This is a genomic window from Streptomyces sp. NPDC093598, assembly GCF_044764825.1.
Lineage (GTDB): Bacteria > Actinomycetota > Actinomycetes > Streptomycetales > Streptomycetaceae > Streptomyces.
This window is the reverse complement of sequence record NZ_JBIWIV010000003.1, coordinates 163,379-178,098: the sequence shown is the minus strand read 5'-3', so window position 1 is coordinate 178,098 and position 14,720 is coordinate 163,379. Positions and strand designations below refer to the sequence as shown.

Genomic DNA, 14,720 nt, shown 5'->3' with positions numbered 1-14,720 from the left:
TGTTGAAGTTCCGGCCAAGGGGTCGAGTGTGACGGGGCAGACAGGGGACCCCCTCCAGGGCTCGAAAGTCCGTGCTGCATAATGGCTTGTGAATGTGAACGCTTTCACAAGCGTAGGTAAGGAGCGGCGACGTGGACCTGGCTTTGGCGCCGGAGACCCTGGCGCGATGGCAGTTCGGCATCACCACCGTCTACCACTTTCTGTTCGTCCCCCTGACGATCTCGCTGGCCGCGCTCACGGCCGGTCTGCAGACCGCCTGGGTGCGGACGGAGAAGGAAAAGTACCTCCGGGCCACGAAGTTCTGGGGCAAGCTCTTCCTGATCAACATCGCGATGGGTGTGGTCACCGGCATCGTGCAGGAGTTCCAGTTCGGCATGAACTGGTCGGACTACTCACGCTTCGTCGGTGACGTCTTCGGGGCGCCGCTGGCCTTCGAGGCCCTGATCGCCTTCTTCTTCGAGTCGACCTTCATCGGCCTGTGGATCTTCGGCTGGGACAAGCTGCCCAAGAAGATCCACCTGGCCTGCATATGGATGGTCTCGATCGGCACGATCCTCTCGGCGTACTTCATCCTCGCGGCCAACTCCTGGATGCAGCACCCGGTCGGCTACCGGATCAACGAGGCCAAGGGCCGCGCCGAGCTCACCGACTTCTGGCTGGTGCTCACCCAGAACACCGCGCTCGCCCAGGTCTTCCACACGCTCACCGCGGCCTTCCTGACCGGCGGCGCCTTCATGGTCGGCATCGCCGCCTTCCACCTGGTCCGCAAGAAGCACGTTCCGGTGATGAAGACCTCGCTGCGCCTGGGCCTCGTCACCGTCGTCATCGGCGGTCTCCTCACCGCGATCAGCGGCGACGTGCTCGGCAAGATCATGTACCAGCAGCAGCCGATGAAGATGGCCGCGGCCGAGGCGCTGTGGGACGGCGAGAAGCCGGCCCCCTTCTCGGTCTTCGCCATCGGTGACGTCGACAAGGGCCACAACAAGGTCGCCATCGAGATCCCCGGTCTGCTGTCCTTCCTCGCGAAGGACGACTTCACCTCGTACGTGCCCGGCATCAACGACGTCAACAAGGCCGAACAGGCGAAGTACGGGCCCGGCGACTACCGGCCCAACATCCCCGTCGCCTACTGGGGCTTCCGGTGGATGATCGGCTTCGGCATGACGTCGTTCGCCATCGGCCTGGCCGGGCTGTGGCTGACCCGCAAGAAGTTCATGCTGCCGCAGCACCTGAGGGTGGGCGACGACGAGGTGCCGCATCTCGTGCTGCTGCCGAAGAAGGCGCTCGGCCCGACCCTCACCAAGTGGTACTGGCGCATGGCGATCCTCACCCTGGGCTTCCCGCTGATCGCCAGCTCCTGGGGCTGGATCTTCACCGAGATGGGCCGCCAGCCCTGGGTCGTCTACGGCCTGTTCCAGACGCGTGACGCGGTCTCCCCCGGTGTCTCCCAGGCCGAGGTCATCACCTCGATGGTCGTCTTCACCACGCTGTACGCGATCCTCGCCGTCGTCGAGGTCAAACTGCTGGTCAAGTACGTCAAGGCGGGCCCGCCGGAGCTCACCGAGGCCGACCTCAACCCGCCCACGAAGATCGGCGGCGACTCCCGTGACGCCGACAAGCCGATGGCCTTCTCGTACTAGGCCGAGGGAGCTGCACAGTCATGGAACTGCACGACGTCTGGTTCGTCCTGATCGCCGTCCTGTGGACCGGCTACTTCTTCCTGGAGGGCTTCGACTTCGGGGTCGGCGTGCTCACGAAGCTGCTGGCCCGCAACCGGCCCGAGAAGCGGGTGCTGATCAACACCATCGGCCCCGTCTGGGACGGCAACGAGGTGTGGCTGCTCTCGGCGGCCGGCGCGACCTTCGCCGCCTTCCCCGAGTGGTACGCCACGCTCTTCTCCGGCTTCTACCTGCCCCTGCTGCTCATCCTGGTCTGCCTGATCGTCCGGGGAGTGGCCTTCGAATACCGCGTGAAGCGGCCCGAGGAGAACTGGCAGCGCAACTGGGAGACGGCCATCTTCTGGGCCTCGCTGCTGCCCGCGTTCCTGTGGGGTGTGGCCTTCGGCAACATCGTGCGGGGCGTGAAGATCGACCAGGACTTCAACTACGCCGGCGGCGTCCTGGACCTGCTGAACCCGTACGCGCTGCTGGGCGGTCTGGTCACGCTGGCGCTGTTCACCTTCCACGGGACGGTGTTCGTCGGGCTCAAGACCGTCGGGGAGATCCGGGAGCGGGCGCGGAAGCTGGCGCTGCGGGTCGGACTGGTGACCGCCCTGCTGGCGCTCGCCTTCCTGCTGTGGACGCAGGCCGACCGAGGTGACGGTCCGTCGCTCGTCGCGTTGGTCGTGGCCGTGGCGTCGCTGCTCGTGGCCCTGGGCGCGGCACGGGCCGGGCGTGAGGGCTGGGCGTTCGCCCTGTCGGGGCTCACCATCGTGGCCACGGTGGCGATGCTCTTCCTGACGCTGTTCCCGAACGTCATGCCGTCGACGCTGAACCCGGACTGGAGCCTGACGGTCACCAACGCCTCGTCCAGCCCGTACACGCTGAAGATCATGACGTGGTGTGCCGGGATCGCCACCCCGGTCGTCCTGCTCTACCAGGGCTGGACGTACTGGGTGTTCCGCAAGCGGATCGGTACGCAGCACATCGCCGAGACCGTGCACTGAGGTGTGTTTCACGTGAAACCAATCGATCCGCGACTGCTCCGGTACGCCCGTGCCACCCGGGTCTTCCTGGTGGCGGTCGTCGCGCTGGGGGCGGTGGGCGCGGGGCTGGTCATCGCGCAGGCGATGCTCATCGCCGAGGTGGTGGTCGGCGCCTTCCAGCACCGCATGGCGGTGTCCGAACTCGGGACTCCCCTGTTGCTGCTGGCCGCCGTCGCGGCCGGCCGGGCACTGATCGGCTGGTTCACCGAGCTTGCCGCGCACCGGGCGAGCGCGGCGGTGAAGTCCGAGCTGCGGGGGCGGCTGCTGGAGCGTTCCGCTGAGCTCGGGCCGGGCTGGCTGAGCGGGCAGCGGACCGGTTCGCTGGTCGCCCTCGCCACCCGGGGCGTGGACGCCCTCGACGACTACTTCTCGCGATACCTGCCGCAGTTGGGTCTCGCGGTGGTCGTGCCGGTGGCGGTACTGGCGAGGATCGTCACCGAGGACTGGGTCTCCGCGGCCATCATCGTGGGCACCCTGCCGCTCATCCCGGTCTTCATGGTGCTGATCGGCTGGGCCACCCAATCCCGGATGGACCGTCAGTGGCGGCTGCTGTCGCGGCTGTCCGGGCACTTTCTGGACGTGGTCGCGGGACTGCCGACCCTGAAGGTGTTCGGGCGGGCCAAGGCGCAGGCCGAGTCGATCCGTCGGATCACCGACGAGTACCGGCGGGCGACCATGCGGACGCTGCGGATCGCCTTCATCTCCTCGTTCGCGCTGGAGCTGCTCGCCACGATCTCGGTGGCTCTGGTCGCCGTGACGATCGGCATGCGGCTGGTGCACGGGGAGATGGACCTGTACATCGGCCTGGTCATTCTGATCCTCGCGCCCGAGGCGTATCTGCCGTTGCGGCAGGTCGGGGCGCAGTACCACGCGGCGGCGGAGGGACTCGCCGCGGCCGAGGAGATCTTCGACGTCCTGGAGACGCCCGTCCCGGCGTCCGGCTCCGGGACCGTGCCGGAGGGTGCGCTGTCCTTCGAGGGCGTGACCGTGCGGTACCCGGGGCGGTCGGCGGACGCCGTCTCGGACGTGTCCTTCATCGTCGAGCCCGGGGAGACGGTCGCACTGGTCGGGCCGAGCGGCGCCGGCAAGTCGACGCTGCTGAGCGTCCTGCTGGGGTTCGTGCGACCGGCCGAGGGGCGGGTGCGGGTCGGGGGAGCCGACCTCGCCGACGCCGACCTGGAGCAGTGGCGATCCCGGATCGCATGGGTGCCCCAGCGGCCGCATCTGTACGCCGGGACGATCGCCGAGAACGTACGGCTGGCGCGGCCCGACGCCGACGGCGACGCCGTACGGCGGGCCCTGCGGGACGCCGGTGCGCTGGAGTTCGTCGACGCGCTGCCCGGGGGCGTGGACACCGTGCTCGGCGAGGACGGCGCCGGTCTGTCCGCCGGGCAGCGGCAACGGCTCGCGCTGGCCCGGGCGTTCCTCGCGGACCGGCCCGTGCTGCTGCTCGATGAGCCGACGGCGGCGCTGGACGGCGCCACCGAAGCGGAGGTCGTGGCGGCGGTGCGGCGCCTCGCGGCCGGCCGGACGGTGCTGCTGGTGGTGCACCGGCCGGCGCTGCTGGAGGTTGCCGACCGGGTGGTGCGGCTGGCGGAGCCCCGGACCACCGCTGCCTTGCCTGTGGCGTCCGCCCTGGCCCGGGGGACCGAACCGCGGTCCGTCGAGGTCGAGCCGCTCACCCCGGCCGAGTCCGTCGAGAAGTCGGCTCACGGCGGGGTCCTCGCGCGCGTGCGCGCCATGTCCGGGGCCCGGCGCGGACGCCTGGTACTGGCGCTGCTGCTCGGGAGTGCCGCACTGGGAAGTGCCGTGGGACTCATGGCCACCTCCGGCTGGCTGATCTCGCGTGCCTCGCAGCAGCCGCCCGTGTTGTATCTGATGATGGCCGTCACGGCGACGCGCGCGTTCGGGATCGGGCGGGCCGTCTTCCGCTACGCCGAGCGGCTGGTGTCGCACGACGCGGTGCTGCGGATGCTGGCGGACACCCGGGTCGCGGTGTTCCGCAGGCTGGAGCGGCTGGCGCCGGCCGGGCTGCACCGGGCACGCCGGGGCGATCTGCTCTCCCGGCTGGTCGCGGACGTGGACGCGCTCCAGGACTACTGGCTGCGGTGGCTGCTGCCGGCGGGGGCGGCCGTCGTCGTGTCGGCCGCGTCGGTCGGCTTCACGGCATGGCTGCTGCCCGAGGCCGGGGCGGTGCTCGCGGCCGGCCTCCTGGCGGCCGGGGTCGGCGTGCCGCTGATCACCGGCGCGGTGGCACGGCGGGCCGAACACAGGCTGGCGCCCGCCCGCGGGGCGCTCGCGACGCGCGTGGCCGATCTGCTCACCGGCACCGCGGAGCTGACCGTCGCCGGTGCCCTGCCCGCGCGGACCGCCCAGGCCCGCGAAGCCGACGGGGTGCTCACCCGGATCGCCTCGCGTGCCGCCACCGCCACGGCCCTCGGCGACGGTCTCACCGCGCTGATCTCCGGCCTGACCGTCACGGCCGCCGCCCTGGCCGGCGCGCAGGCGGTCGCCGCCGGGCGCCTCGACGGTGTGACCATGGCTGTCGTCGTCCTCACCCCGCTCGCCGCCTTCGAGGCCGTGCTCGGGCTGCCGCTCGCCGTGCAGTACCGGCAGCGGGTGCGGCGGAGCGCGGAGCGGGTGTACGAGGTGCTGGACGCCCCGGAGCCGGTGCGGGAGCCGGAGCGGCCCCGGCAGGCGCCCGCGTCGCCGTTCCCCCTCGTGGTCGCAGGGCTGACCGCCCGGCACGCCGGGCAGGACCGGGACGCCCTCGCCGGGTTCGACCTGACCCTCGAGCGGGGCCGCCGGATCGCCGTGGTCGGACCCTCCGGCTCCGGCAAGACGACGCTGGCGCAGGTGCTGCTGCGGTTCCTCGACACGGACGCGGGCACGTACACGCTGGCGGGCGTCGACGCGTACGCGCTCCACAGTGACGACGTACGGGGGCTCGTCGGGCTGTGTGCGCAGGACGCGCACCTCTTCGACAGCTCGCTGCGCGAGAACCTGCTCCTGGCCAGGAAGGACGCCACCGAGGACCGGCTGCGCGCCGTTCTGGGCCGGGCCCGGCTGCTGGACTGGGCCGACAGCCTGCCCGACGGTCTCGACACGCTCGTCGGCGAGCACGGAGCACGGCTGTCCGGAGGCCAGCGGCAGCGGCTGGCGCTGGCCCGGGCACTCCTCGCCGACTTCCCCGTCCTGGTGCTCGACGAGCCCGCCGAGCACCTCGACCTGCCGACCGCCGACGCACTCACCGCCGATCTCCTGGCGGCCACCGAGGGCCGTACGACGCTGCTCATCACGCACCGGCTGGCGGGCCTCGAAGCGGTCGACGAGGTGATCGTGCTGGACCGGGGGCGGGTGGTGCAGCGCGGGCCGTACGCGGAGCTGGTGGCCGTGGACGGGCCGTTGCGGGGGATGGCGGAGCGGGAGGCGGCGTCCGAGTCGCTGGTGGAAGCGCGGTAGCGGCCGGGAACGGCGTGCACTGGGCCGTTCGGCCCAGCCGGTCCCCCAGCCGTACGAGGTGAACAGGACCGAGTCGGCAGGACTGGGCGACGATCGCTGACATGCGTTCATATCGCCGCTGTCGGCTGCTCGTCATGGTCCTGCTGTGCGCGCTGGCCGTGCTCGCGGCCCGGCCGACGACGGCGCACAAGGAACCCGGGAGCGGCACCGGGACCGGCGCGGACACGGGTCTCAGTGCCGAGGTGGCGCGGCTGTACGAGGAGGCCGCGGTGGCGACGCAGCAGTACGAGGACGGCCGCAGGGAGGCCGAGGCGCAGCGGGCCGAAGCCGAGCGGGCGGAAGCACTCCTGGACGCGCAGCGGCGGCACATCGCCGCCCTGCACGAGGACCTGGGCCGCATCGCCCGGGCCCAGTACCGCAGCAGCGGCGGCCTGCCGGTGGCGGCGCAGATGATCCTCGCCGACAGCCCCGACAGCCTGATGCGAGGTCAGCACGCCTTCTCCCAGGCGGATCTCGCCGTGAACAACGCGATCTCCAAGAACCAGCGCGCCGAGGCACGGCTCGCGGCGGACGAGGCCAGGGCCGCGGACCGGTGGCAGGCGCTGGAGAGGCGCAACACCCAACTCGCCGGTCTGAAGGCGGCCATCGAGCAGAAGCTGGAGACGGCCCGCTCGCGGCTCCAGGGACAGGCGGACGCCGCGGTCGCCGCCGGGGCGTGCCGCGGGGCGGTCCGGCTCGATCAGCCGGAGACGGGGTTCACGGCGGGTGAGTGGGTCGCGCCGGTCGAGACGTACGAGCTGTCCGCGTCCTACGGCAGTGGTGGTCAGCGCTGGTCGAACCGGCACACCGGGCAGGACTTCGCGGTGCCGATCGGCACGCCGGTGCGGGCCGTGGGTACCGGGCGGGTGGTGAGGGTGTCCTGCGGCGGTCCCTTCGGCATCGAGATCGTGCTGGAGCACGCGGGCGGCTACTACACGCAGTACGCCCATCTCGCTTCCGTCGCGGTCGACCAGGGGGAGCACGTGGGCCCCGGCCAGTGGATCGGCCAGTCGGGCACCACGGGCAACTCCACCGGGCCGCACCTGCACTTCGAGGCCCGGGTCACACCGGAGTCGGGATCGGCAGTGAACCCGGTGTCGTGGCTGGCGAGCCGCGGGGTGTCCCTCTGAGACACCCCGGCCCCGGCGGCTACGGCAGTTCGGCCAGCAACTGCTCGATCACGACCGCGACCCCGTCCTCGTTGTTGGCGACCGTCCGGCCCGAGGCTGCGGCGATCACGTCCGGGTGGGCGTTGCCCATCGCGTAGGACCGGCCCGCCCAGGTCAGCATCTCCACGTCGTTGGGCATGTCACCGAAGGCGACGACCTGCTCGTGCGAGATGCCGCGCTCGGCGCAGCACAGGGCGAGGGTGCTGGCCTTCGACACCCCCGGGCCGCTGATCTCGAGCAGGGCGCTGGGGCTGGAGCGGGTGACGTTGGCACGCTCGCCGATGGCGAGGCGGGCCAGGGTCAGGAAGGCGTCGGGGTCGATCTCGGGGTGGTAGGCGAGGATCTTCAGCACCGGCTCGCCGGCGGCCCGGTGGTCCGGGCCCAGCAGCTCCTCGGCCGGGGCGAGGCTGTCCGGTATCTCCATGTGCAGCTTCGGGTACGCCGGCTCCTGGTAGAAGCCGTACGTCTGCTCCACCGCGTACACCGTGCCCGGCGCCGCGTCGCGCAGCAGCCGCACGGCGTCCAGGGCGTTGTCCCGTGCCAGCTCCCGCACCTTCACGAACCGGTGGGCGCCGGGGCCGCCGTGCAGGTCGACCACGGCGGCACCGTTGCCGCAGATCGCAAGGCCGTGGCCGTGCACGTGGTCACTGACGACGTCCATCCAGCGGGCCGGGCGGCCTGTGACGAAGAAGACCTCGATGCCCGCCTTCTCGGCGGCGGCCAGCGCGGCGACCGTACGCGGGGACACCGACTTGTCGTCGCGCAGCAGGGTGCCGTCGAGGTCGGTGGCGATCAGCCGCGGCGGGAGGGTCTCGGCCGCGGTCTCGGGCTGTCGGGTCGCTGAGGTCACCCGGCCATTGTCCCGCACATGCCTGCACGGGCGTGCGGAGCTCCGCACAGGTGAGTGGATACCGTCCTCACCAGGGACTCCTCGGCCCGCCCGGCCACGCTCCACGCTCAGCGCAACTGCGCGGCCGCCTCCATCGCGATCTGCTCGAAGACCTTCTCGTCCGCCGCGAACGGCGAGTCCGGAATCGGCCAGTGGATCACGATCTCCGTGAAGCCCAGCTCCGCATGCCGTCCGGCGAAGTCCACGAACGCGTTCAGGGACTGGAGCGGGCCGCTGCGGTCCGGTGTGAATCCGGTGAGCAGGACCCGGTCGAGATCCGTCATGTCCCGGCCGGCCTCGGCGCAGATGTCGTCGAGCCTCTCCGCCTGCCCCCGAATGGCCTGAATCGACTGTTCAGGCGTGCCGTTCTCGAACAGCTTCGGGTCGCCGGTGGTCACCCACGCCTGGCCGAACCGGGCGGCGAGCCGCATCCCGCGCGGCCCGGTCGCGGCCACCGCGAACGGCAGCCTGGGGCGCTGCACACAGCCCGGGATGTTCCGCGCCTCGTGGGCCGAGTAGTAGTCGCCCTCGTACGACACGGCGTCTTCGCTGAGCAGACGGTCGAGCAGTGGGACGAACTCGGCGAGGCGGTCGGCGCGCTCGCGCGGGGTCCAGGGCTCCTGGCCGAGCGCGGTGGCGTCGAAGCCGGAGCCCCCCGCACCGATGCCCAGCGTGACCCGCCCGCCGGAGATGTCGTCGAGAGAGATCAGCTCCTTGGCGAGGGTCACCGGGTGCCGGAAGTTCGGCGAGGTCACCAAGGTGCCCAGCCGCAACCGGTCGGTGGCGCTCGCGGCGGCCGTGAGGGTCGGCACGGCACCGAACCACGGGCCGTCCCGGAAGGTGCGCCAGGACAGGTGGTCGTAGGTGTACGCGGTGTGGAAGCCGAGCTGCTCGGCGCGCGTCCATGCCGCGCGGCCGCCTTCGTGCCAGCGGCGGTACGGGAGGATCACAGTGCTCAGACGCAGACTCATGGCACCGAGCCTAAGGGAGTCCTGCGGGCCGCCCGTGTTTCACGTGAAACCAGTCACCCTGAGTGTCCGGTCACACCGCGAGATCAGTGATGTCCGGGAAAGCGCAGATAGCGCGGCGGTACGGCGTCGGTGAGCCACACCCCGTTCGCACTGACGTGGAAGACGTGGCCGTCGGCGTGCATGGCCGCCGCGTCCACGTCGAGGACGACCGGCCGACCCCGGCGGGATCCGACACGGGTCGCCGTCTCGCGGTCGGGTGAGAGATGCACAGCGTGCCGGTTCATGGGCCGGAGCCCCTCGGACCGGATCGCATCCAGGTAGGGGGCGACGGTGCCGTGGTAGAGGTGCGCGGGCGGAGTGGCCGGCGCCAGTCCCAGGTCGACCTCCACGCTGTGGCCCTGGCTGGCGCGGATCCGGGTCCCCTCGACGGCGAAACGCCGCTTGTCGTTGGTGACGACGACATGGTCCAGTTCGTCGCGGGTGAACCGGAAGCCGTGGGCGGCGGCCGCCGCGATCAACGTGTCGATCTCCACCCAGCCCCCTTCGTCGAGCGTCAGCCCGATGCGTTCCGGTTGGTGGCGCAGATGCTTCGACAGATACTTCGACACCTTCACGGTGCGTCTTTCGTCCATCCCATCAGAGTGCGACAGAGACGTGAATCATGCGATCGGGTTTCACCGCAGAGGTTTGATCCACAGCCAAGTATGGTTATCCACAGGGGAATTGGTGGTTCTGTGGACAACTGGCCCTCGGCTCAGGGGTTTGGGTCCCCGGTTTCATACCGGAGGCTTCACCCGCGCGATCCTCCGCAGTGCCCCCGGTGCCCACCGCGAGAGCCAACGCGCAATCCGCGCCTCCGGGGTCACCGGCACGACCGCCTCATTGCGCGTCACCGCACGCAGGATGGCGCGGGCGACCTTCTCCGGCGAGTAGTTGCGCAGCCCGTACAGACGGGCGGTGCGCTTCTGCAACCGCTTCTCCTCACGAGCGTCGACCCCGGCGAAGTGCGCTGTCGACGTGATGGCCGTGTTGACGAAACCGGGGCAGACCGCCGTCACACCGATCCTCTGCTTGGCGAGCTCCGCCCGCAGGCACTCGCTGAGCATCAGCACGGCCGCCTTGGAGGTGCTGTAAGCGGGCAGGGCCCGGGACGGCTGGTACGCCGCGGCCGACGCCACATTGACGATGTGACCGCCCTGCCCGCGCTCGGCCATCCGGCGGCCGAAGAGCCGGCAGCCGTGGATGACGCCCCACAGGTTCACGTCGAGGACCTTCTTCCAGTCCTCCGGCGTGGTGTCGAAGAAGGAACCGGACAACCCGATCCCGGCGTTGTTCACGAGAACGTCCACCACTCCGTACTCGGCGGTGACCTTCTCGGCGAGCTTCTCCATGGCCTGCTCGTCGGAGACGTCGACCGTCTCCGCCCAGGCGTCGGGGGCGCCGAGCCGGCGGGACGACTCGGCGGTGCGGGCCGCGGCCTCCGCGTTCCGGTCGACGGCCACCACACGCGCGCCGGCCTCGGCGAACGCGAGCGCCGTCGCCCGTCCGATGCCGCTGCCCGCCCCGGTGACCAGCACGAGCTGTCCGCCGAACCGCTCGGCGTGCTCGCCGCTCGCCGTCACCGGGGACCGGCCGCTCTCGACGGACGTCACGAACTCGTCGATCCAGGAGGCCAGCTGGTCCGGGCGGGTGCGCGGGATCCAGTGCCCCGCCTGGATCGTCCTGCGGGTCAACTGCGGAACCCAGTGATCCAGTTCATCGTGGAGCCGCTCCGAGAGGAACCGGTCCTGCAGTGGCGTGATGATCTGCACGGGCGCGTGGGCGTACGCGTCCGGACGGGGCCTGCGCAGCCGGGGTCGTACGTTGTCCCGGTACAGCCAGGCCCCGTGTGCCGCGTCCGACGGCAGGGACGAGGTGGGGTAGCCGCCCCGGGGCACCTTCTCCACGCGCTCCAGGACCCGGGGCCAGCGCCTGCCGAGCGGGCCGCGCCAGGCCAGCTCGGGCAGCCCGGGCGTCTGCAGCAGGTACACGTACCACGACCGGGCGCCCTGCCCGAGGAGCTGGCCGACCCGGCGCGGGGTGGGCCGCTTCACGCGCTTGTCGATCCAGTGGCCGAAGTGGTCCAGCGACGGCCCGGAGATCGACGTGAAGGAGGCGATGCGGCCCTCGGTGCGCGGGACGGTGGTGAACTCCCAGGCCTGCACCGAACCCCAGTCGTGCCCCACCAGGTGCACCGGCTCGTCCGGACTCACCGCGTCCGCGACGGCCAGGAAGTCGTCCGTCAGCTTCTCCAGCGTGAACCCGCCCCGCAGCGGCCGCGGCGCCGTCGACCGGCCGTGGCCGCGGACGTCGTAGGCCACGACGTGGAAGCGCCCGGCGAGCCGCTCGGCGACCTCGGACCACACCTCTTTGCTGTCGGGGTAGCCGTGCACCAGGACGACCGTCGGCCGCCCCGCATCACCCAGCTCGGCCACGCACAGCTCGACCTCGCCGGTCCGCACCCTGCGCTCCCGCGCGCCCGTCAGCAACGTCATCCGGCGAATCTGGCAGTTGTTAGAGAGTTCGTCAATAGGGGCCTCCCGGCCGTGGTAACTCTCAAGAACCAGCTCCCCTAGGGGCCCGTAATACTCAGGGCTGATCCGAAGACAGCTCTGCGGAGTGACGACCGCCACGCGCACGGCCCCTACCTTCGAAGGGTGACTGTGATCGCGACCGAAAGCCTGAGCAAGCGGTTCCCCCGGGTGACCGCGCTTGACCGGCTCTCCGTGGACGTCGGGCCCGGTGTGACCGGACTCGTCGGAGCCAACGGGGCCGGCAAGTCCACACTGATCAAGATCCTGCTGGGTCTGTCCCCCGCCACCGAGGGCCGTGCCGAAGTGCTCGGCCTCGACGTCGCCACCCAGGGCGCCGACATCCGTGAGCGGGTCGGCTACATGCCCGAGCACGACTGTCTGCCGCCGGACGTCTCGGCCACCGAGTTCGTCGTCCACATGGCGCGCATGTCCGGCCTGCCGCCCACCGCCGCACGTGAGCGCACGGCCGACACCCTGCGCCACGTCGGCCTGTACGAGGAGCGCTACCGTCCCATCGGCGGCTACTCGACCGGCATGAAGCAGCGCGTCAAGCTCGCGCAGGCCCTCGTCCACGACCCGCAGCTGGTCTTCCTGGACGAGCCGACCAACGGCCTCGACCCGGTCGGCCGCGACGAGATGCTCGGCCTGATCCGCCGGATCCACACCGACTTCGGCATCTCGGTCCTGGTCACCTCTCACCTGCTGGGCGAACTGGAGCGCACCTGCGACCACGTCGTGGTCGTCGACGGCGGCAAGCTCCTGCGCTCCAGCTCCACCACGGACTTCACGCAGACCACCACGACCCTCGCGATCGAGGTCACCGACACCGATGAGCACCCGGACGGTACCCGCGCGGTCCGTGAGGCGCTGCACGCGCGCGGGGTGAGCGTCGAGGACGGCAGCGGCCTGCCGGGCGCCGGCCACGTCCTGCTGCTCACCGCGCAGGGCGAGGAGACGTACGACCTGGTCCGGGACGTGATCGCGGACCTCGGACTCGGCCTGGTGCGCATGGAGCAGCGCCGGCACCACATCTCCGAGGTCTTCACGACCAGTGACCAGAACGAGCAGCGGAAGGAGGCGGTCGGCCATGGCGGTTGAGCACTCCACGGGGGCACCCGCCCCGGCACCGGGTGACCAGACCCGCATCCACAACATCGGCTACCGCGGCTACGACGGCCCCCGCCTCGGCCGCGCCTACGCCCGTCGCTCGCTGTACTCGCAGTCCCTGCGCGGCTCCTACGGCCTCGGCCGCTCGGTGAAGTCCAAGGTGCTGCCGATGCTGCTCTTCGTGGTGATGTGCGTGCCCGCGGCCATCATGGTCGCCGTCGCGGTGGCCACCAAGGCCAACGCCCTGCCCGTGGACTACACGCGCTACGCGATCATCATGCAGGCGGTCATCAGCCTGTACGTCGCCTCGCAGGCACCCCAGTCGGTCTCGCGCGACCTGCGCTTCAAGACCGTTCCGCTGTACTTCTCGCGGCCCATCGAGACCGCCGACTACGTCCGCGCCAAGTTCGCGGCGCTGGCCTCGGCGCTGTTCGTCCTCACGGCCGCTCCCCTGCTCGTGCTCTATGTGGGCGCACTGCTGGCCGAGCTGGACTTCGCCGACCAGACCAAGGGATTCGCACAGGGACTGGTCTCCGTGGCACTGCTCTCACTGCTGTTCGCCGGAATCGGCCTGGTCATCGCGTCCTTCACCCCGCGCCGCGGCTTCGGCATCGCGGCCGTGATCGCCGTGCTGACCATCACCTACGGCGCGGTCTCCACCCTCCAGGCCATCGCCGACGCCCAGGGCAGCGGCGACGCCGTGCCGTGGATCGGGCTGTTCTCGCCGATCACGATCGTCGACGGTGTGCAGTCCGCGTTCCTGGGCGCGACCTCCGCCTCCCCCAGCGGGGTGGGCCCGAGCACCGCCGAGGGCGTCGTCTACGTCGTCGTCGCCCTGGGCCTGATCGCGGCGAGCTACGGCCTCCTGATGCGCCGCTACAAGAAGGTGGGACTGTGACCACGCTCTCCATCGACCACGTCTCCCGCTGGTTCGGCAACGTGGTCGCCGTCAACGACATCACCATGACCATCGGCCCCGGCGTCACGGGCCTGCTCGGCCCGAACGGCGCCGGCAAGTCCACCCTCATCAACATGATGGGCGGCTTCCTGGCCCCCTCCACCGGCACGGTCACCCTCGACGGCCAGGCCGTGTGGCGCAACGAGCAGATCTACAAGCACATCGGCGTCGTGCCCGAGCGGGAGGCGATGTACGACTTCCTCACGGGGAAGGAGTTCGTCCTGGCCAACGCGGAGTTGCACGGTCTGGGCGCCAAGGCGGCCCAGAAGGCGCTCGCCACGGTCGAGATGGAGTACGCCCAGGACCGCAAGATCCAGACGTACTCCAAGGGCATGCGCCAGCGCGTGAAGATGGCCTCCGCCCTGGTCCACGATCCCTCCCTGCTCCTGCTGGACGAGCCGTTCAACGGCATGGACCCGCGCCAGCGCATGCAGCTGATGGACCTGCTGCGCCGCATGGGCGACGAGGGCCGCACGGTGCTGTTCTCGTCCCACATCCTCGAAGAGGTCGAGCAACTCGCCTGGCACATCGAGGTCGTCGTCGCCGGCCGGCACGCGGCCAGCGGTGACTTCCGTAAGATCCGCCGCCTGATGACCGACCGGCCGCACCGCTACCTGGTGCGTTCCAGCGACGACCGCGCCCTCGCGGCCGCGCTGATCGCCGACCCGTCGACGGCCGGCATCGAGGTCGACCTCGCCGAGGGCGCGCTGCGCATCCAGGCCGTCGACTTCGGCCGCTTCACGGCCCTGCTGCCGCGGGTGGCCAGGGACCACGGCATCCGGCTGCTCACGGTCTCGCCGTCCGACGAGTCCCTCGAGTCCGTCTTCTCGTACCTCGTCGCGGCGTAG

The 14,720-nt window shown here is 70.9% G+C and carries 11 protein-coding genes; 7 read left to right on the top strand and 4 right to left on the bottom strand.

All coding sequences use genetic code 11. From position 1 onward, the window contains the following. Positions 1 to 131: 131 nt before the first annotated feature. The 4 genes from ACIRDU_RS12605 (at position 132) to ACIRDU_RS12590 (ending at position 7,335) form a co-directional block, all read left to right on the top strand. The gene (locus ACIRDU_RS12605) at positions 132 to 1,640 is read left to right on the top strand and encodes a cytochrome ubiquinol oxidase subunit I (protein ID WP_403577770.1); all 1,509 of its coding nucleotides are present in this window, start codon (positions 132 to 134) and stop codon (positions 1,638 to 1,640) included. 20 nt (positions 1,641 to 1,660) lie between these two features. Next, a complete protein-coding gene (gene cydB / locus ACIRDU_RS12600) occupies positions 1,661 to 2,665 on the top strand; it encodes a cytochrome d ubiquinol oxidase subunit II (protein WP_403577767.1) in 1,005 nt (334 codons plus the stop codon). Positions 2,666 to 2,677: 12 nt separating this feature from the next. Further along, positions 2,678 to 6,166 carry a thiol reductant ABC exporter subunit CydD gene (gene cydD, locus ACIRDU_RS12595; protein WP_403577764.1) on the top strand — a complete coding sequence of 1,163 codons (3,489 nt, stop codon included), beginning with the start codon at positions 2,678 to 2,680 and terminating at the stop codon, positions 6,164 to 6,166. 101 nt (positions 6,167 to 6,267) lie between these two features. Further along, complete coding sequence (locus tag ACIRDU_RS12590; RefSeq protein ID WP_403577763.1) at positions 6,268 to 7,335, top strand: M23 family metallopeptidase; 1,068 nt, start codon at positions 6,268 to 6,270, stop codon at positions 7,333 to 7,335. Positions 7,336 to 7,354: 19 nt separating this feature from the next. On the opposite strand, the gene ACIRDU_RS12585 is transcribed toward ACIRDU_RS12590, so the two are convergent. The 4 genes from ACIRDU_RS12585 to ACIRDU_RS12570 all read right to left on the bottom strand — a co-directional run bounded on the left by ACIRDU_RS12585 (position 7,355) and on the right by ACIRDU_RS12570 (position 11,768). Next, on the bottom strand, positions 7,355 to 8,242 hold the full coding sequence (locus tag ACIRDU_RS12585) for a Cof-type HAD-IIB family hydrolase (protein ID WP_403578979.1): 888 nt from the start codon (positions 8,240 to 8,242) through the stop codon (positions 7,355 to 7,357). Positions 8,243 to 8,331: 89 nt separating this feature from the next. Continuing rightward, entirely contained in the window at positions 8,332 to 9,234 is a 903-nt protein-coding gene (locus tag ACIRDU_RS12580; RefSeq protein ID WP_403577760.1) for an LLM class flavin-dependent oxidoreductase, read from the bottom strand. An 83-nt stretch (positions 9,235 to 9,317) separates the two neighbouring features. Beyond that, on the bottom strand, positions 9,318 to 9,866 hold the full coding sequence (locus ACIRDU_RS12575) for an RNA 2'-phosphotransferase (protein WP_403577758.1): 549 nt from the start codon (positions 9,864 to 9,866) through the stop codon (positions 9,318 to 9,320). A gap of 144 nt (positions 9,867 to 10,010) precedes the next feature. Continuing rightward, the gene (locus tag ACIRDU_RS12570) at positions 10,011 to 11,768 is read right to left on the bottom strand and encodes an SDR family oxidoreductase (RefSeq protein ID WP_403577755.1); all 1,758 of its coding nucleotides are present in this window, start codon (positions 11,766 to 11,768) and stop codon (positions 10,011 to 10,013) included. Positions 11,769 to 11,936: 168 nt separating this feature from the next. Here ACIRDU_RS12570 and ACIRDU_RS12565 point away from each other — a divergent pair, with 168 nt between their 5' ends. From ACIRDU_RS12565 to ACIRDU_RS12555, 3 genes are read left to right on the top strand one after another with little or no spacing between them, the layout of a single operon-like run. After that, positions 11,937 to 12,905 (top strand): ABC transporter ATP-binding protein, encoded by a 969-nt coding sequence (locus ACIRDU_RS12565; RefSeq protein WP_403578977.1) that lies wholly within the window; start codon positions 11,937 to 11,939, stop codon positions 12,903 to 12,905. Beyond that, entirely contained in the window at positions 12,895 to 13,812 is a 918-nt protein-coding gene (locus tag ACIRDU_RS12560; RefSeq protein WP_403577752.1) for an ABC transporter permease, read from the top strand. Before ACIRDU_RS12565 ends, ACIRDU_RS12560 begins: the two co-directional genes overlap by 11 nt. Beyond that, entirely contained in the window at positions 13,809 to 14,720 is a 912-nt protein-coding gene (locus ACIRDU_RS12555; RefSeq protein ID WP_362045795.1) for an ABC transporter ATP-binding protein, read from the top strand. The genes ACIRDU_RS12560 and ACIRDU_RS12555 overlap by 4 nt, the downstream gene beginning before the upstream one ends.